An 18,258-nucleotide genomic window follows, 5' to 3' on the forward strand; every position below is an offset into this window, starting at 1 on the left:
CATCCATTGCCGACAATGGAGAGTCCGTGGCTGCCCGGACCCGGCGGAGGTGCGCGATGCGAGAACCGACCACCCGGCAGCGGCCCCGGCCGGCCCGGGACCGGCTCCCCACCGGTGGGCCGGAGCTGCTCTCCCTGCTGGCCCGGCTGCTGCGCCGGCCCCGGCGCGGTGACCGGCGGCTGCCGCTGCTCTGGCTGGTCCGCGCGGCCGGCGCCGGTGACGTGGCGGGGCTGCTGCGCCGCTTCGTCGGCCAGGGCACCGGCCGCCGGGTGCCGCACGCCGTGCTCGACCCGGCCGGCCGGCCCGGCACCGACGACATCCCCGCCGTGCTGCGCGAGCTGCACCGGCAGCTGTCCCTGGAGGCGTTCGGCACGGCCCGGCTGCGGTTCCGGCACTACCCGCTGGCCGACTGGCTGATGCACCAGACCCTCGCCGACGGCGTCGACGCCGCCGACAGCGGCCGGGCCGCGCTGGTACGGCGGCTGCGCGACCGGCGGGGCCGGCGCTCCGCCGAGGAACCCCCGGTGACCGGCGAGTCGGGCTTCGGCACCGCCCTGCAGGTGCTGCTCTGGCTGCTGCGCCGCGCGGTGCCCAGCGCGGTGTTCCGGATCGCCGTCTCCGGGCGGGTGCCGCTGGTCGGCCGGCACTACCGGTGGTTCATGCGGCAGCAGTACCTCGCGCCCCGGCAGTCGGTGACCTTTCTCGGCTTCGCCGAACGGCTCACCGCCGGCTGGCGGGACGGCGAACAGCCGGCCCAGGTCGACAAGCTGCTGTTGCACGCCTTCCTGGAGGACCTGCGGCAGGCGTACCGCCGGCGGTTCTGGCGACCGGGGGACTGGCGCCGCACCGGATACCCGGTGCTGCTGCTCGACGGGGTCGCCGTGGGCACCGTCGGGCACACCCTGGTCCGGCTGCTCAACGACGTCCGCAACGAGACCGGACGCAACGACCCGCTGCTGGTGGTGGCGGTCGCCGACGAGCCGCCGCCGGAACTGCCCGCCACGCGCGCGCTGCGCGAGGCCGACGAGGCGTACGAGGAGTGGGCCGAGGCGCTGCCGGAGACCCGGCGACTGCGCCGGGCCGCCGCCTGGCTGGTCGTCCTGCGGGTGGCGGCCGGGGACGTCGTACCCCCGCCGGGGGGCACCCCCCGGGCGCTGGTGACGCCGGACCCGCCCTGGTGGTCGCGGCGCTTCCTGCCGGCCGCGGTGGTCCTGGTGCTGCTGGTGGCCGCCGGGGCGTGGGCCGACCGGCGCTGGGCGCCCGACTGCCACCCGTCCCCGACGGGGCAGGTCCGGGTGCAGCTGGTCGACGGCGAGTGCGTCGGCTACAGCGACAGCGCGGGGCAGCTGTTCAACAGCGACCCCGGCCAGGACCGGCTACGGGCGGTGCAGCGGCGGATCTTCGCGCAGAACCGCGCCGCCGCGGAGGTCTGGCGGCGCAGCGAGCACCGCCGGCCGTACCTCACCCTGGTCTACCTGGGCTCGCTGACCGGCAACCGGACCCGCGCGGACGAGGAGTCGTACGTCTCCGAGCGGGAGGAGCTGGAGGGCATGGCGACCGCCCAGTACGCCCTGCTCAAGGAGTCCGCCGCCGCGGACGGCGCCGCCCTGCTGCACATCGTCGTTGCCAACGGCGGCCGGCAGATGCGCCACGCCGGCCGGGCGGTGACCATGCTGGAGGGTCTGGCCCGCGACGACCCCACCCTGCTCGGCGTGGTCGGCCTGGTGGAGAGCCGGACCAGCACCGCCGCCGCGCTGCGGGAACTCAACCGGGTCGGCCTGCCGGTGCTCGCGCCCACCCTGTCGGCCGACCGGATGGACCAGAACTCCAGCCTCTACCTGCAGATGTCGGCGCCCAACTCCGACCAGGCCCGGATGCTGGAGGCGTACGCCCGGCAGGTGCTGAAGGTGACCGAGGCGCACGTCTACCACACCACCGGGGAGGGCAGCTCGCTCGCCGACGACCTCTACGTCTCCACCCTCGTCGACGGCCTTCGGGAACGCTTCGGCGACCGGCTCACCCGGCTGGACGAGTGGCGTACCGGGCGGCGGCTGACCCAGGAGTGCGGCTACCCCGGCGCGCTGGTCTTCGCCGGCCGCTGGTCGGAGTTCGACGGGTTCCTGCGCGCGCTCAAGGAGTGCGGCGCGAACCCGCCCCGGCACCTGCTCGCCGACGACTCGGTCAACCGCTACATGGCCAACCCGGGGCTGCGGGCCAGCGCGCCCGGCAACCTGCCGGTGACGTACGTGTCGAAGGCCGCCCTGGCGACCTGCGGCGCGCTGCGGGCCGCGCAGGCCCGGCGCGACGACGCCCGGGGCACCTTCCTCGGCTGGGTGCGCGCCGACGACCTGCTGGAGCCGCCGCGCTGCCGCGACGACGCCGGCCCGCCGGTCGGGGAGCGGGTCAGCCTCGCCTACGGCGCGTCGATGATGATGGTGCGCGCCCTGGAGAGCCTCGCCGCCCGGCTGCGGCACGCCGACACCGGCCGGCGCTGGGAGCCCCGCGCGGTCAACCCGGCCGGCGTGCACGCCGAGGTGCTGCGGCAGAACGCCGCCGGCGGCTACCGCGGCGTCGCCGGGGTGGTCCGGTACGCCCCGGACTCCGGTGAGCCGGTCGCGAAGCGGATCGCGCTGCTGCGGGTGGCGGAGGTGCCCGACGTGGACGCGGAGCCGGTGGAGGTGTACCACTGCGGCGCCGCCGACGGCCCGCCCGACCCGGCGTGCCGCCCCGCCTGACGGGCCGGGCGGCCGGCGTCCCGGTCAGGAACGCCGGCCGCACCGTCCACGGGATCGCCGCCGGCCGCCCGGTCGGGACGCCGGCCGCACCCGAGGGATCAGGCCGGGTCGTCGTCGCTCGGCCGCCCCCACGGCCCGGTGATCGCAAAGACGTAACCGGGGGACTGGATGTTGGCGAACAGGATCGTGCCGTCCGCGCTGAACGTCGGGCCGGCGAACTCGCTGTCGTTCAGCTCGTTGCGGGCCAGCGGGTACGCCTTGCCCTGCGCGGTCACCCCGACCAGGTGGGACAGGCCGTCGCCGTCCTCGGCCAGGATCACCCCGCCGTAGGGCGAAACGGTGATGTTGTCCGGGCCGTCGTAGCCGCCCTCCTGGTCCGGGGCCTGGTTGACGCCGAAGATGGTCTTCAGGGTGACCGTCTCGGTGCGCGGGTCGTAGAACCAGACCTGGCCGTCGTGCTCGTTGACGCTGCCGTCGCCGTGCCGGGCGAAGCTGGCCACGAAGTAGGCGCCGCCGTCGGCCCACCAGGCGCCCTCCAGCTTGCGGCTGCGGGTCACCTGCCCGTCGGTGAACTGCTTGCGCACCGAGACGGTGCGTGCGTCGCGGTCGGGCACGTCGACCCACTCCACCTTGTACCGGGTGCCCGGGAGGGTCGCCTGGGACAGGTCCGCGATGTGGTTGTCGCCGAGGTAGCAGCTCATCGCCTGGAGGCTGCCGGCGGTGTCACCGTCCGGCCGCTGCGCCAGCGCGCGCAGCGCCCCCTTGCCGCCCGGGAAGCCGGCCGGGGGCGTCCACCGGAAGTAGAGCCCGTTCGGCCCGCCCGCGTCCTCGGTGAGGAAGATCGCCTGGGTGTACGGGTCGACCGCCACCGCCTCGTGCGCGTAGCGGCCGAGGAACTTCAGGGCCACCGGGTCCTGGTTGGCGGTGGGGTCGTGCGGGTCGACCTCGAAGACGTACCCGTGGTCCTTGAGGAACTTCCCGCCGGCCCGCTGCTCGGTCTCCTCGCAGGTCAGCCAGGTGCCCCACGGGGTGATCCCGCCGGCGCAGTTGTTGTGGGTGCCGGCCACGCTGACGTACTCGCGCAACCGCCGCCCGGCGCCGTCCACCTCGATGGTGGTGGTGCCACCGCGGGCGCCCGGGTCGTAGGTGAGGCCCGGCAGCGCGGGCACGCCGTACGGCTCGCTGCCGCCGATCTCGTGGTTGTTCACCAGCACGGAACCGGTCGGGGACCGGAAGCAGCCGTTCGCGTCGGGGTCGCTGGGGGTCGGGTGGCCGCTCTCCAGCAGCGTGCTGCCGGCCTGCGCCACGATCGTGTACGAGAAACCGGGCGGCAGCGCCAGCAGGCCGGCCGGGTCCGGCACCAGCTCGCCGTAGCCCACGGCGGGGCGGGTGGCGGCCCGGGCCGCGGCCGGTCCGGCGATCGCCTCCAGGTTGCCGGCCACCACGATGCCGAGGCCGCCGGCCGCGCCGCTGCGCAGCAGGTTGCGGCGGGAGATGGGGGAGGAGGTCACGTCGTCACCTTCCAGTTCTTTCACCAAGTCGTCCGCCAGCAGGCAATCCGGACCGGCGGAACACCGGGCGGCGCGGCGGCGGACCGGCAGGTGAACAGTGGACCAACGGCTCGGATGCGACGCCTGGTGCGGCGCCGTCCCGGCTCCGTTAGGGTTCCCTCGATCGGACGGACGTGGTGGGGGAGCAGACGGTGGGCAGGCTCGCGTCGGCGTACGGCCAGGCGGTCACCGCCCACCGGCGGGCCCGTGACCGGTGGACCCGGGCTCGGGCGCTGCTCGACCGGCTGGCCGGGCAGCCCGTGCCGGAACGCACCGTCGACCTCGTCGCCCGACTCGGCCGCCTCGCCGCCTCGCTGACCGCCCCCACCGCACCGGCGACCCGCCCGGCCGGCGAACCCGCGCCGGTACGCGTCGGCGACGCCACCACCGCCGACGGCCGGTTCCCGCTGCTGCTGCCGCTGGGCGCCGGCCGGCACCTGGCGATCAGCGCCGACGCCCGCGACCCCCGGGTGGCGGTGCTGCTGCGGGTGCTGGTGCTGCGGCTGCTGGCCACCACCCCGCCCGGCGCCGTCCGGGTGGTCGGCATCGACCCGGCCGCGCTGGGCGCCACCTTCCTGCCGCTGCGGCCGCTGCGCGAGGCCGGCGTGCTCGGCGCGACCGCCACCACCGAGGCCGAGATCGGCGCGCTGCTCGACGCCGCCGAGGCGCACGCCCGCGCCGCCCAGCAGGCCGACCGCGACGATCACGAGCTGCTGCTGGTGGTGGCCGCCTCGGTGCCGGCCCCGCGCGAGCTGGCCCGGCTCGCCGCGCTCACCCACGCCGGGCCCGCCGCCGCGGTCTGCGTGCTGCTCGCCGGCCACCCGGTGGCGCCGTCCGGGCCGGCCCCGCCGCTGGGCGCCACCACCACGCTGCGGCTCGACGAGCGGTACGCCTGGGTCGGCGACCCGCCCGGGTACCCGTTCGGCGACGACGGCACCGGGCTGGCCGTACCCGTGCTGCTCGACGGCGACCCGCCGCAGGAGGCCGTACGCTCGCTCGCCGGGCGGCTGGCCGCGGCCGTGCGGCGCGACGCGGCGCTGCACGTCGCGGACCTGCTGCCCGAGCGGCGCTGGACGGAGTCCGCGCGGGCCGGGCTGCGCACGGTGGTGGGCCGGGCCGGCCGGGAGCCGGTCACCCTCGCCTTCGACGACGCCACCCCGCACTGGCTGGTCGGCGGGCGCACCGGCGCCGGCAAGACCGTCTTCCTCGTCGACGTCCTCTATGGACTGGCCGCCCGCTACTCCCCGGCCGACCTCCAGCTCTGGCTGCTCGACTTCAAGGAGGGCGTCAGCTTCACCGAGTTCGTGCCCACCGAACGGGACCCGTCGTTCCTGCCGCACGCCCGCACCGTCGGGGTCGAGTCCGACCGCGAGTACGGCCTCGCCGTGCTCCGCGAACTGCGCCGGGAGCTGGGCCGCCGGGCCGAGGAGTTCAAGCGGCACGGCATCACCAAGCTCGCCGACCTGCCGGCGGACGCGGCGGTGCCCCGGATCGTGACCGTGGTGGACGAGTTCCACGTGCTGCTCGCCGGCAACGACCGGCTGGCCCGGGAGGCCGTCGACCTGCTGGAGGAACTGGCCCGCAAGGGCCGCTCGTACGGCGTGCACCTGGTGCTGGCCAGCCAGAGCACCACCGGCGTCGAGGCCCTCTACGGCCGCGCCGAGACGCTCTTCGGGCAGTTCGCGCTGCGGGTGGCGCTGCCCGGCGGCGAGGCCGTGCTCGGTCCCCGCGCCGCGACCGTCACCGCCGGCACGGTCGGCACCGCCGTGGTCAACACCGCCGCCGGCGCGCCCGGCGCGGACCTGCTGGTCCGCTTCCCCGACGCGCACGCCGACGCCCGGCAGGTCGCCCGGCTGCGCTACGAGCTCTGGGACGACCGGCCGGAGGGCTGGCCGCCGCCGGCGGTCTTCCGCGGCTACCAGCCGGCGCACCTGGAGGACGAGCCGGCCGCCGCCGCGCTGCGGCCCGGCGCGCGGCGCCCGTCGGCGCTGGTCGGCCGGACCGTCGACGTGGCGGGCAGCCCCGCCCGGTTCGCCCTCGACGCCGGCCCCGGGCGGCACCTGGCCGTGGTGGGCACCGCGGCGACCGGGGCGCACGTGCTGCGCGCCGCCGCGCTGAGCCTGGCCCGCCAGCACGCCCCGGGCGAGGCGGAGTTCGTGCTCGCGCCGCTGGTCGAGGCCGCCGACGAGCTGGCCGACGAGACCGCCGCCGGGATCAAGGCGGCCGGGCACCCGGTCACCGTGGTCGACGCGGCGGGGCTGCGCGGGCGGATCGGCGAGCTGGCCGCCGATCCGGGGCAGCGCGGCCGGACGTACCTGGTGGTCTTCGGGGTGGACGCAGCCGGCGCCACCCTCACCCGGACCGACCCGGAGACCTTCCGCTCCGGCCACGACGACCTGCGGGCGCTGCTGCGCCAGGGCCCCGGCCACGGGGTGCACCTGCTCGGCTGGTGGCGCGGGCTGCGCCGGCTCGCCGACGACCTCGGCGGCTCGCAGAACCGCGACGACGTGGCCTGCCTGGTGGCGCTCAACGTGGCCGGCGCCGACCTCGGCCTGCACCTGGGCGTCACCGACCTGGCGTACACCCCGCGGGCCGACCGGGCGCTGCTGGTGGACCGGCACGCGCAGCGGACCGCGCTGATCGTGCCGTTCGTCCGCCCCGGGTACCGGCCCGAGGACGAGGAGCGCTGAGTGTCCACCTTCGACGAGTACGCCGCCGCGGTGCGCCAGCTCTCCGTGCAGGTACGCGAGGGCGAGCGGGGCGCCGCCGCCGAGGCGGAGCGCCGGCGGCGGCTGCACGCCGGAGTGGCGCAGGTCGGCCAGCGGCTCGCCGCCCAGGGCCAGCGGCTAGACCAGCTCGGCGAGGCGATCGGAATTCCGCCGGCCACCGCGGCCGCTCCGGACGGGCCGGACGCCACCAGCGGCTTCCCGGTCGCCACCGCCGCTGTCGATCCCGCCGCCGACTCCGACCCGGGTGTCGTGCTGGAGGAGGCCCGCCGGCTGGGCGACGAGGCCGACCTGCGGACCCGGGAGGTCGAGGCCCTCGCCGCCCGGCCGGAGCTGCTGCCGACCTGGTCGCCGGCGGCCCGGGCGGTGGCCGTCTACGTCGCCTGCGCCGCCGCGGGCGTGCTGCTGATGCTGGTCCTGGTGGTCGCCTCCGGCGTGGGGCTGGTCAGCGGTTTCACCCTGGGCGCCTGGATCTGCGCCGGGCTGCCGGTGCTCTCCTTCGCCGCCGGCTGGCTGATCCTCGGTCGCTGGGGGCGGCCCGCCCTGGCCACCGTGGAGCCGCCCCGGTTCGTCCCGCTCGGCTTCGTCATCTGCGTCGCGCTGGTGCCGACCGCGTACTGCGCCAGCCTATTGCTCGTCCGTTTCCTGCGCTGACCGCGCCCGGCCTGCGGGCGCAGGGCGTTCAGCGTCGCGTCGTGGTGCGCCAGCCGGGTCCGCGCCGCCCGCTGCTCGTCGCACGGCCCGGGCCGCCCGCACTTCCGGCACACCCCGGTGTACGCCTCCGTGCGGTGCTCGGCGATGGTCCGCCGCGCGTCGGCAGCCTGCTCAGCCGCGTACCTGCGCAGGTCCGAGCTGTTCACGGGCTGCCCTCGCCGCCGGTGGTGGCCCCGCTATGGGTGGCCTTGACCAGCCGGGCGAAGCGGACGTCGGGGCAGGGGTAGTCCTCGCCGCAGCCGCAGAGCCACCGGGTGACCACCCGCGGGGGATGGGCGAAGAGGATGTCGTCGGCGTCCTCGACGTCCTGTGCGGACACCAGCGACTCCGGACGGCCGGGCCGCCCGGACGGCTGGTCGTCGCCCGGTCGCCCCGCCCGATCGTCCCGGTCGGTGGGTGCAGGACGGGCGCGGCCGGCCGGTGGAACACCATGGGTGTCACCGGAGGCGTTTGACACCCATGGTGTTCCACCCGCCCCGTCCCCGTCGCCATGCATGGAGCGGTTCTCGTTTGGTTGCTCGTGCATCGGGTCTCCCGTCCGGTGGCGTCTCCTTGGTGGGGGATCGCTTCAGCGTGGGTGCTGCCTGCGGGCAGCCGCGGCACGCCCGGCCGTCCAGGGGGACCGGCCGACCGGGCGCTCTGTGCGGTGGGGAAGGACCAACTCCGGTTTGCAGACCTGGGAGCCGGTCGAGACAGAGCATATATAACAGGTCATGCAAGGGCAAGCAGTGGACCGGACATTGCTTGCTATACAAAGTTTCACGTGATCAAATGGCGGTGCAGACCTGGGAGACACCAATGCCCGCCAAGGCCAAGTGGGCGCAGATAGCCGATGGCATCCGCGCTCAGATCCAGTCCGGCGAACTCGCGCCGGGAGACAAGCTGCCGTCGACGTCCGAGCTGTGCCGTCAGCACAGCGTGTCGGCCATCGTCGTCCGGCAGGCGATCAACGCGCTCAAGATCGAAGGGCTCGTCGAGGGAGTCGGCGGCGTCGGCGTGTTCGTCGCCGAGCGGTAGTCGACAATCGGTCCGTCGTCGCGTGACCGCTGGAGGGCGTGGCATCTCGTACCCTCCATTGTGGTCGACGCCGGTGGCGGGGCCGATCGACGCGGAACGACCAGGGGAGGGCGCGTGAGCGCAGCACAGGTGATCGCCAGGTTGGCGGCGGCGGCGCAGAAGCTGGACGAGGCGAAGGCGAAGACCGCCGCCGCGGCACAGGACGCCGCCGAGGCGAGGGAACTGGTCGCCGGTGCCCTGGAAGGGGTCGCGGCCGGGCCGCTGATCGGGATGCTGGACGCCTACCGGCAGGCGCTGACCCAGGCGGCCCAGGGCGCCGGGCCAGCCAGCCAGCAGGTGCAGGAGACCATCGCCAAGGTACGGGCGCTGGGCAGCTGATCCGGCCCCGCCCGGCAGCGCAATGCCGCGCCCCGGTGTCGGATAACTGATCCGAAACAGGGCGGTGCCGCCTGCGCTGTTTTGCATATCCTGGCGGGTTCGCGACCAATCGGCGTGGTCTCCCGGCCAATTCACCGAAGGCACCCCGCCAACCCCTGTTTTCGCATTGATCGACGCCGCCACCGACCCGGGCGGGAGCGGTGAACGCCCTGGTGGAACGGGAATCCTGGCCACCACAGCGTGCGGTGGCGAGCGGGCCGGGTCGGTTCAGTGGTGGCGATATCCATTCGCTACGGGTAATGTCCTGCGACGTCGAAATCCACTGATCGATTTCGGCACCGTATTCCTGTCCGCGCACATACCGTCGACGGTCGGCCCGGCCGCCGTCCGATGCGCCGTGCCCGTGGAACGTGCGCCCCTTCGCCGTCCCGGGTGGTGGCGTCTGTCGTCGAGGAGTCGCCCGTGACCGACCCGGACGTGGACCCGCAAGTGAGACCCGCGGTCGAGCAGCGGCCGACCGAGCCGCGCCCGACCGAGCAGCGGCCGACCGAGCCGCGCCCGGCCGGGCCGGGCGGCCTCGACCGGCGGCTGGCCGACCGGCCGCCGGGGTATCCGAACGCGCTGGTGTGGCTGCGCGCCGGCATCCTGCGCGACTGGCGTGGCGTGCTCGGCAGCTTCCTGGCCACCTGGTTCTACGTGCCGCTGGCGCTGCTGGCCGCGGTGTGGGGCGGGCTCGCGCTGGGCGTGCTCGGGCTGGTCGCCGGGGGCACCCAGTCGGGCGACGCCCTGCCGTCGGTGGTGCGCGACGCGCCGCTGGTCGGTCCCCTGCTCGACGCCTTCCTCAACCGGTCCGGCGGCGTGGTCGGTGGCTTCGTCGGCTTCGCGGTCGGCTCCCTGGCCGGCTTCCTGGTCGTGCTGGTGCTGCCCTGGCGGGACGCCTTCGACGAGCCGGCGAACCTGTTCACCGGCCTGGTCGGGATGGTGGTGGCCGCCGCCCTGGTCGGCCTGGTCTACACCCTCGGCCGGGTGCTGCTGGAGCCGTGGTTGCTCAGCGTCTCCGGCGCGCGTCAGCTCAGCCGGCGGGAGGCGGAGCGGCTGCGGCCGATCCTGTCCGGGTGCGCCGCCCGGCTCGGCCTGCCGAGCGTGCCCCGGCTGCTGATCGAGGACGACCCGGTGCTCACCAACGCCCGGGCCTACGCCCGGCACATCGTGGTGACCACCAGCCTGCTCGACGAGCCGGACGAGGACATCGCGGCGCTGCTCAGCCACGAACTGGTGCACTGGCGTACCGGTGACGAGGTGACCAGCGCGTTCGTCCGGGGGGTCGGGCTGCCGCTGGTGCTGGTCCACGCGGTGCCGACCTGGCTGATGCGCCGGTTCCCGCACCCGGCCACCGACCTGCTGGTCTTCCTCGTCTTCTGGCCGGTGCTGCTGACCATGCGGTTCGTGGTGCTGCCCTGCCACCGCCGCGACGTCCGGGCCGCGGAGTACCGGGCCGACGCCGGGGCGGTCCTCGCCGGCCACGCGGCCGGGATGCGGTCGATGCTGGAACGGCGTCGGTCCTTCGAGACCGGCCGCAGCGGGTGGGACGAGGCGGTCTGCGCCACCCACCCGCCGTCCGAGCTGCGGCTCGACCGGCTCGAGCGGCTCACGCCGGCCACCGCCGACGAGGCGACGGCCGCCGACGGGAGCCCCGCCCGGGTGGGCACCGAGGAGCTGTTCGGGCGGCCGGGGCCGGTCGGCTCCCGGCGGGCCTGGGTGCTGGTCGGCGCGCTGGCGCTGATCGGCTGCCTCGGCGGCGGCGCGCTCACCACGGCGCAGTGGCTGCTGTTCCGCCCGCAGGCGGCGGTGGACGCCTACTTCTCGGCGCTGGACGACGGGGACGGCCGGGCCGCCCTGGCGGCTTTGACCCCGGACGCCAGGTCGGCGGCGGGCGACGGCGAGCAGCTCGCCCGGATCGTCGGCGGAAAGGGCTACCAGCCGCCGACCGACGTGGACGTCACGTCGGTCGAGCGCGACGGCGACGAGGCGGTCGCCAAGGTCGCCTACACCCTGGCCGGGCAGAAGCTGAGCGCCGAGCTGCCGCTGCGCCGGGACGAGTCGGCGACCCTCGGGCTGTTCCACCGGTGGCAGGTCGCCGCGCCACCCGCGCGGCTCAGCCTCCCCGGCGCGGCGGGCCTGACCGTCAACGGCCAACCCGCACCGGCGGCTGGAGCGGGCGTGGAGCTGGCGCTGCTGCCCGGGGTGTACACCGTCGGCGGCCAGCGCAACGCGCTCAGCGAGACCCCGTCGCAGGTCGTCTACGTCCTGCCCGGGCAGGAGAGCGCGGGGACCCCCGACCTGACGCCGACGCTGGCCCCGGCGGCCCAGGCCACGGCGGAGGAGAGCGTCAGGGCGTACCTGGACGCCTGCGCGGCCCAGACGGTGGCCGCGCCGCAGGGGTGCCCGTTCCGGTACTACACCGGGGAGACGGTGAAGAAGATCGCCTGGAAGATCACCCGGTACCCGACGGTGGAACTCACCCTGACCGGCCCGACCTCGGCGCAGGTGTCGACGCCGTACGAGGGCCGCGGGTCGGCCCGGGCGACCGGCACCACCACCGGATTCTTCGGCACCACCCCGTTCACGGAGGACGAGGAGATCCAGGTGGCCGGGGTGCTGTCCGTGGTGGACGGCAAGCTGACGTTCCGGCCCGGCGGCGAGTGAGGAGGAGCACGACGTGACCGATTCCGTGCACCGGGCCGGACGGCCCGTGCGGATGGTGCTGACCCCGCGTACCGCCGGGCCACCGCGGGTGCCGCTGCTGGCCTGGATCCACCGCCGGCCGGAGTTCCGCGCCGCGGTGCGCGACGCCGCCGGCCAGGGCGGCCGGCCCGGCTTCAGCGACGCGGTGATCATCGCGGTGGTGGCCCAGGGACTGCTGCCCGGCCTGTTCAACCTGGTGCAGTCCTGGGTGGACCAGCAGCGCACCGAGGTGAGCATCCGCATCCAGGTCGGCGACGCCGAGGCGGAGATCCAGGTCAACGGCCGGACGGATCCCACCAAGCTGCTCGACCAGGCCACCCAGGCGCTGCGCGAGGCGGCGGACGGAGAGACCGGCCCGACCGCCTGACGCGTCGCGACGCGGCTGCCCGGGCCAGGTCGGCGCCCCGGCTGCCCGGCCGCGATCGCCGGGCAGCCAGGGGCGTGGTCGGGCCGGCCCCGCTCGCAGAACCCACCCGACGTGCTCGCGTCAGCCGCCGTAGCTGACCAGGAGGTTGGCTGCCGGGACGATGAGCCGGCCCTGCCCCGCCCCCATCCCGGTCCGGGGGGAGCCACCGCCACGCTCGTTCGGCGGGTAGATCGGCGCGCCGACCTGGGTGGACCAGACGGCTCGGCCGGTTGCCGGGTCGACCGCCCAGAGCATGCCCGTCTCGGAACCGACGTAGACGTACCCGCCAGCGATGATCGGCGCGTTGAGCAGCCCGCCGTCGCCGGTGAAGGTCCAGAGCGCCTGCAGCGGACTGGTGGTCGGTCGCGCCTGCATGGCCGTGCCCGTGACGAAGAAGCCGGTGCGGCCGAGGAACGCCGGTGGGTTCGCTCGCTCGAAGCGGGCGCCGAAGAGGGCCCGTACCTCGCCGTCGGACTGGTTCAGCACCGTCGGCGCGGTGCTGAAGACGTCGCGGACCCACACCGCCCCGTCCGCCAGGACCGGGGTGAGGCCGCCCCCGCCCGTGCAGGTCGAGTTGTACTCCCACTGTTGCGTCCCGGTGCCCACCTCGAAGCGGTAGACCCGGGGGCAGCCGTAGGACGCGAAGACCGCGGTGTCGGTCACGGCGGGCGAGCTGTCCTGCCCGTTGGCCACCGGCCGCGCCCACCCGTACCCCGTGTCGGCGTTGATCGCGTACAGGGTGCCGCCGACGCCGGAGCCGCTGAAGTAGACGACCCCGTTCCGGTAGGTGGGCATGGAGGCGAAGTCGTACTGGTACGCGCTGCCCAGCTCCCTGGTCCAGAGCCGGGCGCCGGTGGCGGCGCTGAAGGCGGTGAGCCGACCGTCGAAGTTGAGCGCGAACAGCCGGCCCGCCCCGTAGGTGAGCCCGCCGTACCAGTACGTCCCGCCGAGCTTCACGGGCGGCCAGGCGTTCGCGCCGGTGGCGGCGTCGAGGGCGTACAGGGTGGTGCCGTACTCGTCGCCCTGGCGGGCGGTGACGAAGACCCGCTGTTCGGCGATGATCGGGTACGACACACTTCCGCCGAGGTTGCGCGACCAGTGCCGGCGCAGCGGCGGCGCCACCACGGCGGCCCCCGCATTGCCGTCGTGGTTGGCGTTGATCTGGTACGCGGTGGCGATCCGGTCCCGGGAACTGAGGAACGAGATCGGGCCGGGCCGCGTGTCGGCGAGGGCGGCGGTGGGGGTGGCCGTCAGGCACAGCAGCGTGGTGACGGCGGTGGCGATGCCGGAACGGATGGCACCGGGTGTGGGCATACGAGCCCCCTTCGGAGCGTGCGACGTGATCGCCCTGGTGGGCGACGTCGTCGCGTACCCGCACCCGCCCGTCGGCACACGACCGATACGCACCACTGTGGACCATCTCGCCGCCGCGTCCGATAGGCCGGTTCGTGCCCCTGGGGAGACTTCACGTTACCGGCGCGTAACTTGCCATTGACGTGTGTGAATTGTGACCCGCATCATCGTCCCACCGATCGATCGGATCCCCCCACCCGCCGTCCCGGCTCCCCGGGAACCTCCCACCGGAGGTGCAGCCATGCTGCTCCGAACGATCCTCGCCGCCACCACCGCCGTCGCCGCACTGCTCGTCCCGGCCACCGCCGCCGCGGCCGCCCCCGACCGCACCACCACCGCTGGCACCACTACCGCTGGCACCACGGCCGCCGGCGCCGCGGCCACGTCCGCCACCGCCACCGCCACCGCGAACGCCAACGCCAACCCGGTCATCGTGGTCGGCGGCCTGATCGGCGTCTCCATCGCGTACGAGCCGATCGCCGCCCGGCTGCGTGCCGACGGCTTCCGGGTCTCCATCTTCCAGATCCCCGGGCTGGGCTTCGGCGACATCCGCGAGTCCGCTCGCGCCTTCAAGACGTACGTCGACCAGGTCCGCGCCAGCACCGGCGCGGCCAAGGTGGACCTGGTCGCCCACTCCGAGGGCGGGCTCGTCTCCCGCTGGTACGTCAAGTTCCTCGGCGGTGCCGACGTCGTCGGCCGGTACGTGAGCCTGGGCAGCCCTCAGCAGGGCACCTACGCCGCCAACATCCTCAAGTTCATCGGCCTCGGCAGCTGCGCCGGCATCGTCGCCTGCCAGCAGATGTCCATCGGCTCGGACCTGCTCACCGCCCTCAACGGCGGGGACGACACCCCGGGCGCCATCCGCTGGGCGACCGTGCGGACCTGGCAGGACGAGCTGGTCTGGCCGATCGGCAACGCCGCGCTGTCGGACGGCGCGAACAACGTGCTGATCCAGAGCTGGTGCCCGCTGCGGCTGGTCGGTCACCTCAGCCTGATCCTGGACGGGACCACCTACACCGTGGTCCGGCAGGTGCTCACCGACGCCCCGGTTCGCCCCAACTGCTTCGCCCTGTGAAGCAGCGACGGGCGGACGGGAGCACCCCGTCCGCCCGTCGTGCGGTCAGCCGCCCGGCCCGTCGTCGTCGGTGAGCCGGGCCTCGGCGGCGGCCGCCTGCTCCGCCGGACGCTTCACCGACGACGTACCCGGTGGCCGGCTGGACGAACGACCCAGCCGGTCGGCAACCGGGTGCTGCGGCGGGGCAGTTGGCCCGAGCGGCCGCTGCGGCCCGCCGCAGCGTGCGACGCTGTGCCGAGTCGGGGGAGGCCGGCGCGGTGCCGACGCCGGCAGCGTGGGAGGGGGCGCCATGACGGGTATGCCGCAGCTGGACTTCGCGCTCGACACGTACGAGTGCATCGTGATCTATCCGGGGGCGGCCGGTCGGGCCCTGCCCAGCGAGACCGTGCAGCGGTTGCAGGCCGAGCACTTCGAGCACATGCAGGCGTTGCAGCGCCGGGGGATCGTGCTGGTCTCCGGGTCGATCGACGGCCCCGCCCGGGAGCCGGCCCCACCGATCGGCATCGGCCTGGCCCGCACCGGCTCGGTCGACGACGTGCGCAGCGTGATGGAGGCCGACCCGGCCGTGCAGGCCGGGCTCTACCAGGTGGACGTGCTGACCTTCCTCTGCCCGGCCGGCTCGCTGGAGTTCCCGCTGGTCAAGGCGCAGGGCTGACCGACTGTCGCCGGGGTGACGGCGCCGGCCGCCGCGCGGGTGTCCACTGGGAGGGCCCTGGCCGGGGCGGGCGCGCCGGGCGCCGCCGGGCCGGGCCGAGGAGCCCCGATGACCTCCGCCGCCACCCCCGACCTCGCCCGCGCCGCCGCCGACCTGCGTGAGCTGATCGGCGACCGGGTGCTCCGGCTCGCCGACTACCCCGCCGCGACCCGGGTCTGGAACGGCGCTGTCGACCACGCGCCCGCGCTGGTCGCCCGCTGCCGCGACGCCGACGAGGTCGCCGGCGGTGGGTGAGCGGTGGCGCGGCGGGCGCCCGTCGCGGGCGTGGGAGCGCCTCCGGCGGCGGATGCGGGCGGGCGGTACGATTCCCGGCGCGCGGTCGCCGATGCCCGCCACTCACGACGTCCCCCGGTGCGGCTCCGCGCCCGCCGGCCACGCGCCCTGCGCGGCGCGTCGGGTGGACAACTGTTCCACAGTCCGAAAGGGGTCGGCCCGGCCGACCCGGAGGAGAGACTAGCCTGATGGGCGTGACACGCCGCGCGAAGATCGTCTGCACTCTTGGCCCTGCCACCTCGTCCCCGGAGCGGATCCGGGGGCTCGTCGAGGCGGGCATGAACGTGGCCAGGCTGAACTTCAGCCACGGCAGTCACGCCGACCACGAGTCGGTGTACCGGCTGGTGCGGGAGGCGGCCGACGCCGCCGGGCACCCGGTCGCCATCCTGGCCGACCTCCAGGGCCCCAAGATCCGCCTCGGCCGGTTCGCCGACGGCCCGCACGAGTGGCGCACCGGCGACTCCGTCGTGATCACCGGCGACGACATCGTGGGCACCAAGGAGCGGGTCTCCTGCACCTACCGCAAGCTGCCGCAGGAGGTGAAGCCGGGCGACCGGCTGCTGATCGACGACGGGCGGGTCGCCGTCGAGGTCAGCGACGTCACCGGCAACGACATCCGCGTCCTGGTCACCGAGGGCGGTCCGGTCTCCAACAACAAGGGCGTCTCGCTGCCCAACGTGGCGGTCAGCGTCCCGGCGATGTCCGAGAAGGACGCGGAGGACCTGCGCTTCGCCCTCGGCCTGGGCGTCGACCTGATCGCGCTCTCCTTCGTCCGCTCGGCCGACGACATCAAGCTCGTGCACGGGATCATGGCCGAGGAGGGCGTGCACCGCCCGGTGCTGGCCAAGGTCGAGAAGCCCGAGGCGGTGGACCACCTCGAGGCGATCGTGCTGGCCTTCGACGGCGTCATGGTGGCCCGTGGCGACCTGGGCGTCGAGCTCCCGCTGGACCAGGTGCCGCTGGTGCAGAAGCGCGCCGTGCAACTCTGCCGGGAGAACGCCAAGCCGGTCATCGTGGCCACCCAGATGCTCGACTCCATGATCGAGAATTCCCGCCCGACCCGCGCCGAGGCCTCCGACGTCGCCAACGCGGTGCTCGACGGCGCGGACGCGGTGATGCTCTCCGGTGAGACCAGCGTCGGCAAGTACCCGGTGCTCACCGTCAGCACCATGGCGAAGATCATCACCACCACCGAGTCCGGCTCGATCGGGGTGCCCCGGCTCCAGCACGACCCGCGGACCCACGGCGGCGCGCTCACCGTCGCGGCCTCCTCGATCGCCCGGGCCATCGGCGCCAAGGCCCTGGTCGCCTTCTCGCAGACCGGCGACACCGTCAAGCGGCTCTCCCGGCTGCACTGCGACCTGCCGCTGCTGGCCTTCACGCCGGTGCCCGAGGTGCGCAACCAGCTCGCGCTCTGCTGGGGAGTGGAGACCTTCCTGATGCCGTTCGTGGAGCACACCGACGACATGTTCCGCCAGGTCGACCAGGCGCTGCTCGGCCTCAACCGGGCCAACCCCGGCGACTACGTGGTGATCGTGGCGGGCAGCCCGCCCGGCACCCCCGGCTCCACCAACACCCTGCGGGTGCACCAGCTCGGCTCGCTGGTCGACGCGGCCTCCGCGCGGGCCCTGCAGTGACCGAGCGTCAGGTGGCCGGGCAGGCCGCGGTCGACCAGTTGCTGGAGGTCCTCGACCTCGACAACACCGGCGAGATGACCTTCCGGGGGATGAGCCCGCCGGTCGGCCCGCAGCGGGTGTACGGCGGGCAGGTCGCCGGCCAGGCCCTGGTGGCCGCCGGTCGTACCGTCGATCCGGAGCGCTTCGTGCACTCGCTGCACGGCTACTTCGTGCGCCCCGGCGACCCGGTGGAGCCGATCGAGTACCAGGTGGAGAACGTCCGGGACGGCCGCTCGTTCTCGGTGCGCCGCTCGGTCGCCCTCCAGCACGGTAAGCCGATCTTCTTCATGTCGGCCTCCTTCCAGCGGCAGGAGGAGGGCCTGGACCACCAGGCTCCCACGCCGCCGGACGTGCCCGGGCCGGAAGACGTGCCCACCATGACCGACCGGCTCTCCCGTTACCCGGAGCGGCTCGGCATCTGGGGGCAGATCCCGCGCCCGATAGACGTCCGCTACGTGGGCGAGCCCGGCTGGGTACGCCCCGGCGACCGCCCCGCCGACCCGAACCAGCGGGTCTGGATGCGCATCGACGGCAAGCTGCCGGACGACCCGCTGCTGCACGCGTGCGCCCTCGCGTACGCCTCCGACCTGACCCTGCTGGACTCGGTGCTCTCGGTGCACGGCGAGGTCTGGGGCCCGGGCGGCGTGGTCGGGGCGAGCCTCGACCACGCGCTGTGGTTCCACCGGTCGTTCCGGGCCGACGAGTGGTTCCTCTACGACTGCTGGAGCCCGTCGGCCTCCGGCGCCCGTGGGCTGGCCACCGGCCGGATGTTCACCACCGACGGCCGGCACATCGCCAGCGCCGTGCAGGAGGGCCTGCTCCGCCGCGTCGGCGAGTGATCAAAAGGGTGAGGGGCGGCAGGCCGGCGGGCTGACCTGCCGACTAACCTTGCGGT

Annotated in this window: 15 protein-coding genes; 12 read left to right on the forward strand and 3 right to left on the reverse strand. The window is 74.8% G+C overall.

Annotated elements, in window-relative coordinates; translation table 11 throughout:
* Window positions 1-56 precede the first annotated feature (56 nt).
* Window positions 57-2,735 (forward strand): type 1 periplasmic-binding domain-containing protein, encoded by a 2,679-nt coding sequence (locus GA0074696_RS11990; protein ID WP_088961180.1) that lies wholly within the window; start codon window positions 57-59, stop codon window positions 2,733-2,735.
* A gap of 98 nt (window positions 2,736-2,833) precedes the next feature.
* On the opposite strand, the gene GA0074696_RS11995 is transcribed toward GA0074696_RS11990, so the two are convergent.
* Window positions 2,834-4,246: an alkaline phosphatase PhoX gene (locus tag GA0074696_RS11995; RefSeq protein ID WP_088961181.1), complete on the reverse strand. Its 1,413-nt coding sequence runs from the start codon at window positions 4,244-4,246 to the stop codon at window positions 2,834-2,836.
* A 191-nt stretch (window positions 4,247-4,437) separates the two neighbouring features.
* Here GA0074696_RS11995 and GA0074696_RS12000 point away from each other — a divergent pair, with 191 nt between their 5' ends.
* Window positions 4,438-6,975, forward strand: a complete 2,538-nt coding sequence (locus tag GA0074696_RS12000) for an FtsK/SpoIIIE domain-containing protein (protein ID WP_088964513.1) — start codon at window positions 4,438-4,440, stop codon at window positions 6,973-6,975.
* Window positions 6,976-7,665: a hypothetical protein gene (locus GA0074696_RS12005; RefSeq protein ID WP_088961182.1), complete on the forward strand. Its 690-nt coding sequence runs from the start codon at window positions 6,976-6,978 to the stop codon at window positions 7,663-7,665.
* A 202-nt stretch (window positions 7,666-7,867) separates the two neighbouring features.
* On the opposite strand, the gene GA0074696_RS30735 is transcribed toward GA0074696_RS12005, so the two are convergent.
* Window positions 7,868-8,044 (reverse strand): hypothetical protein, encoded by a 177-nt coding sequence (locus GA0074696_RS30735; RefSeq protein ID WP_157745875.1) that lies wholly within the window; start codon window positions 8,042-8,044, stop codon window positions 7,868-7,870.
* Window positions 8,045-8,496: 452 nt separating this feature from the next.
* Between GA0074696_RS30735 and GA0074696_RS12010 the strand changes: the two genes are divergently transcribed.
* The 4 genes from GA0074696_RS12010 (at window position 8,497) to GA0074696_RS12025 (ending at window position 12,232) form a co-directional block, all read left to right on the forward strand.
* Window positions 8,497-8,742 (forward strand): winged helix-turn-helix domain-containing protein, encoded by a 246-nt coding sequence (locus tag GA0074696_RS12010; protein ID WP_088961183.1) that lies wholly within the window; start codon window positions 8,497-8,499, stop codon window positions 8,740-8,742.
* Window positions 8,743-8,856: 114 nt separating this feature from the next.
* Entirely contained in the window at window positions 8,857-9,120 is a 264-nt protein-coding gene (locus tag GA0074696_RS12015) for a DUF6244 family protein (RefSeq protein WP_088961184.1), read from the forward strand.
* 462 nt (window positions 9,121-9,582) lie between these two features.
* Window positions 9,583-11,826 carry a M48 family metalloprotease gene (locus GA0074696_RS12020; protein ID WP_172894264.1) on the forward strand — a complete coding sequence of 748 codons (2,244 nt, stop codon included), beginning with the start codon at window positions 9,583-9,585 and terminating at the stop codon, window positions 11,824-11,826.
* A 13-nt stretch (window positions 11,827-11,839) separates the two neighbouring features.
* Window positions 11,840-12,232 carry an effector-associated constant component EACC1 gene (locus GA0074696_RS12025; protein ID WP_088961186.1) on the forward strand — a complete coding sequence of 131 codons (393 nt, stop codon included), beginning with the start codon at window positions 11,840-11,842 and terminating at the stop codon, window positions 12,230-12,232.
* A gap of 120 nt (window positions 12,233-12,352) precedes the next feature.
* Here GA0074696_RS12025 and GA0074696_RS12030 read toward each other — a convergent pair whose 3' ends face one another.
* Window positions 12,353-13,585, reverse strand: coding sequence for an outer membrane protein assembly factor BamB family protein (locus GA0074696_RS12030; RefSeq protein WP_088961187.1), 1,233 nt, complete (start codon window positions 13,583-13,585; stop codon window positions 12,353-12,355).
* 280 nt (window positions 13,586-13,865) lie between these two features.
* Between GA0074696_RS12030 and GA0074696_RS12035 the strand changes: the two genes are divergently transcribed.
* The 5 genes from GA0074696_RS12035 (at window position 13,866) to GA0074696_RS12055 (ending at window position 18,202) form a co-directional block, all read left to right on the forward strand.
* Window positions 13,866-14,699, forward strand: coding sequence for a lipase family alpha/beta hydrolase (locus tag GA0074696_RS12035; protein WP_088961188.1), 834 nt, complete (start codon window positions 13,866-13,868; stop codon window positions 14,697-14,699).
* 289 nt (window positions 14,700-14,988) lie between these two features.
* Window positions 14,989-15,354: a YciI family protein gene (locus GA0074696_RS12040; RefSeq protein WP_088961189.1), complete on the forward strand. Its 366-nt coding sequence runs from the start codon at window positions 14,989-14,991 to the stop codon at window positions 15,352-15,354.
* A gap of 108 nt (window positions 15,355-15,462) precedes the next feature.
* Entirely contained in the window at window positions 15,463-15,648 is a 186-nt protein-coding gene (locus GA0074696_RS12045) for a hypothetical protein (RefSeq protein ID WP_088961190.1), read from the forward strand.
* Window positions 15,649-15,875: 227 nt separating this feature from the next.
* Entirely contained in the window at window positions 15,876-17,324 is a 1,449-nt protein-coding gene (gene pyk / locus GA0074696_RS12050; protein ID WP_088961191.1) for a pyruvate kinase, read from the forward strand.
* Window positions 17,321-18,202 carry an acyl-CoA thioesterase gene (locus GA0074696_RS12055; RefSeq protein ID WP_088961192.1) on the forward strand — a complete coding sequence of 294 codons (882 nt, stop codon included), beginning with the start codon at window positions 17,321-17,323 and terminating at the stop codon, window positions 18,200-18,202. Before pyk ends, GA0074696_RS12055 begins: the two co-directional genes overlap by 4 nt.
* Window positions 18,203-18,258 lie beyond the last annotated feature (56 nt).

The organism is Micromonospora purpureochromogenes (genome assembly GCF_900091515.1).
Lineage (GTDB): Bacteria > Actinomycetota > Actinomycetes > Mycobacteriales > Micromonosporaceae > Micromonospora > Micromonospora purpureochromogenes.

What these genes read in the sequence shown, in the direction of transcription:
- GA0074696_RS11990 (WP_088961180.1), top strand. Translation starts at nt 57, where the DNA reads ATGCGAGAACCGACCACCCGGCAGCGGCCCCGGCCGGCCCGGGACCGG.
- GA0074696_RS12010 (WP_088961183.1), top strand. Translation starts at nt 8,497, where the DNA reads ATGGCGGTGCAGACCTGGGAGACACCAATGCCCGCCAAGGCCAAGTGG.
- GA0074696_RS12030 (WP_088961187.1), bottom strand. Translation starts at nt 13,585, where the DNA reads ATGCCCACACCCGGTGCCATCCGTTCCGGCATCGCCACCGCCGTCACC.
- GA0074696_RS12035 (WP_088961188.1), top strand. Translation starts at nt 13,866, where the DNA reads ATGCTGCTCCGAACGATCCTCGCCGCCACCACCGCCGTCGCCGCACTG.
- GA0074696_RS12040 (WP_088961189.1), top strand. Translation starts at nt 14,989, where the DNA reads ATGACGGGTATGCCGCAGCTGGACTTCGCGCTCGACACGTACGAGTGC.
- GA0074696_RS12045 (WP_088961190.1), top strand. Translation starts at nt 15,463, where the DNA reads ATGACCTCCGCCGCCACCCCCGACCTCGCCCGCGCCGCCGCCGACCTG.
- pyk (WP_088961191.1), top strand. Translation starts at nt 15,876, where the DNA reads ATGGGCGTGACACGCCGCGCGAAGATCGTCTGCACTCTTGGCCCTGCC.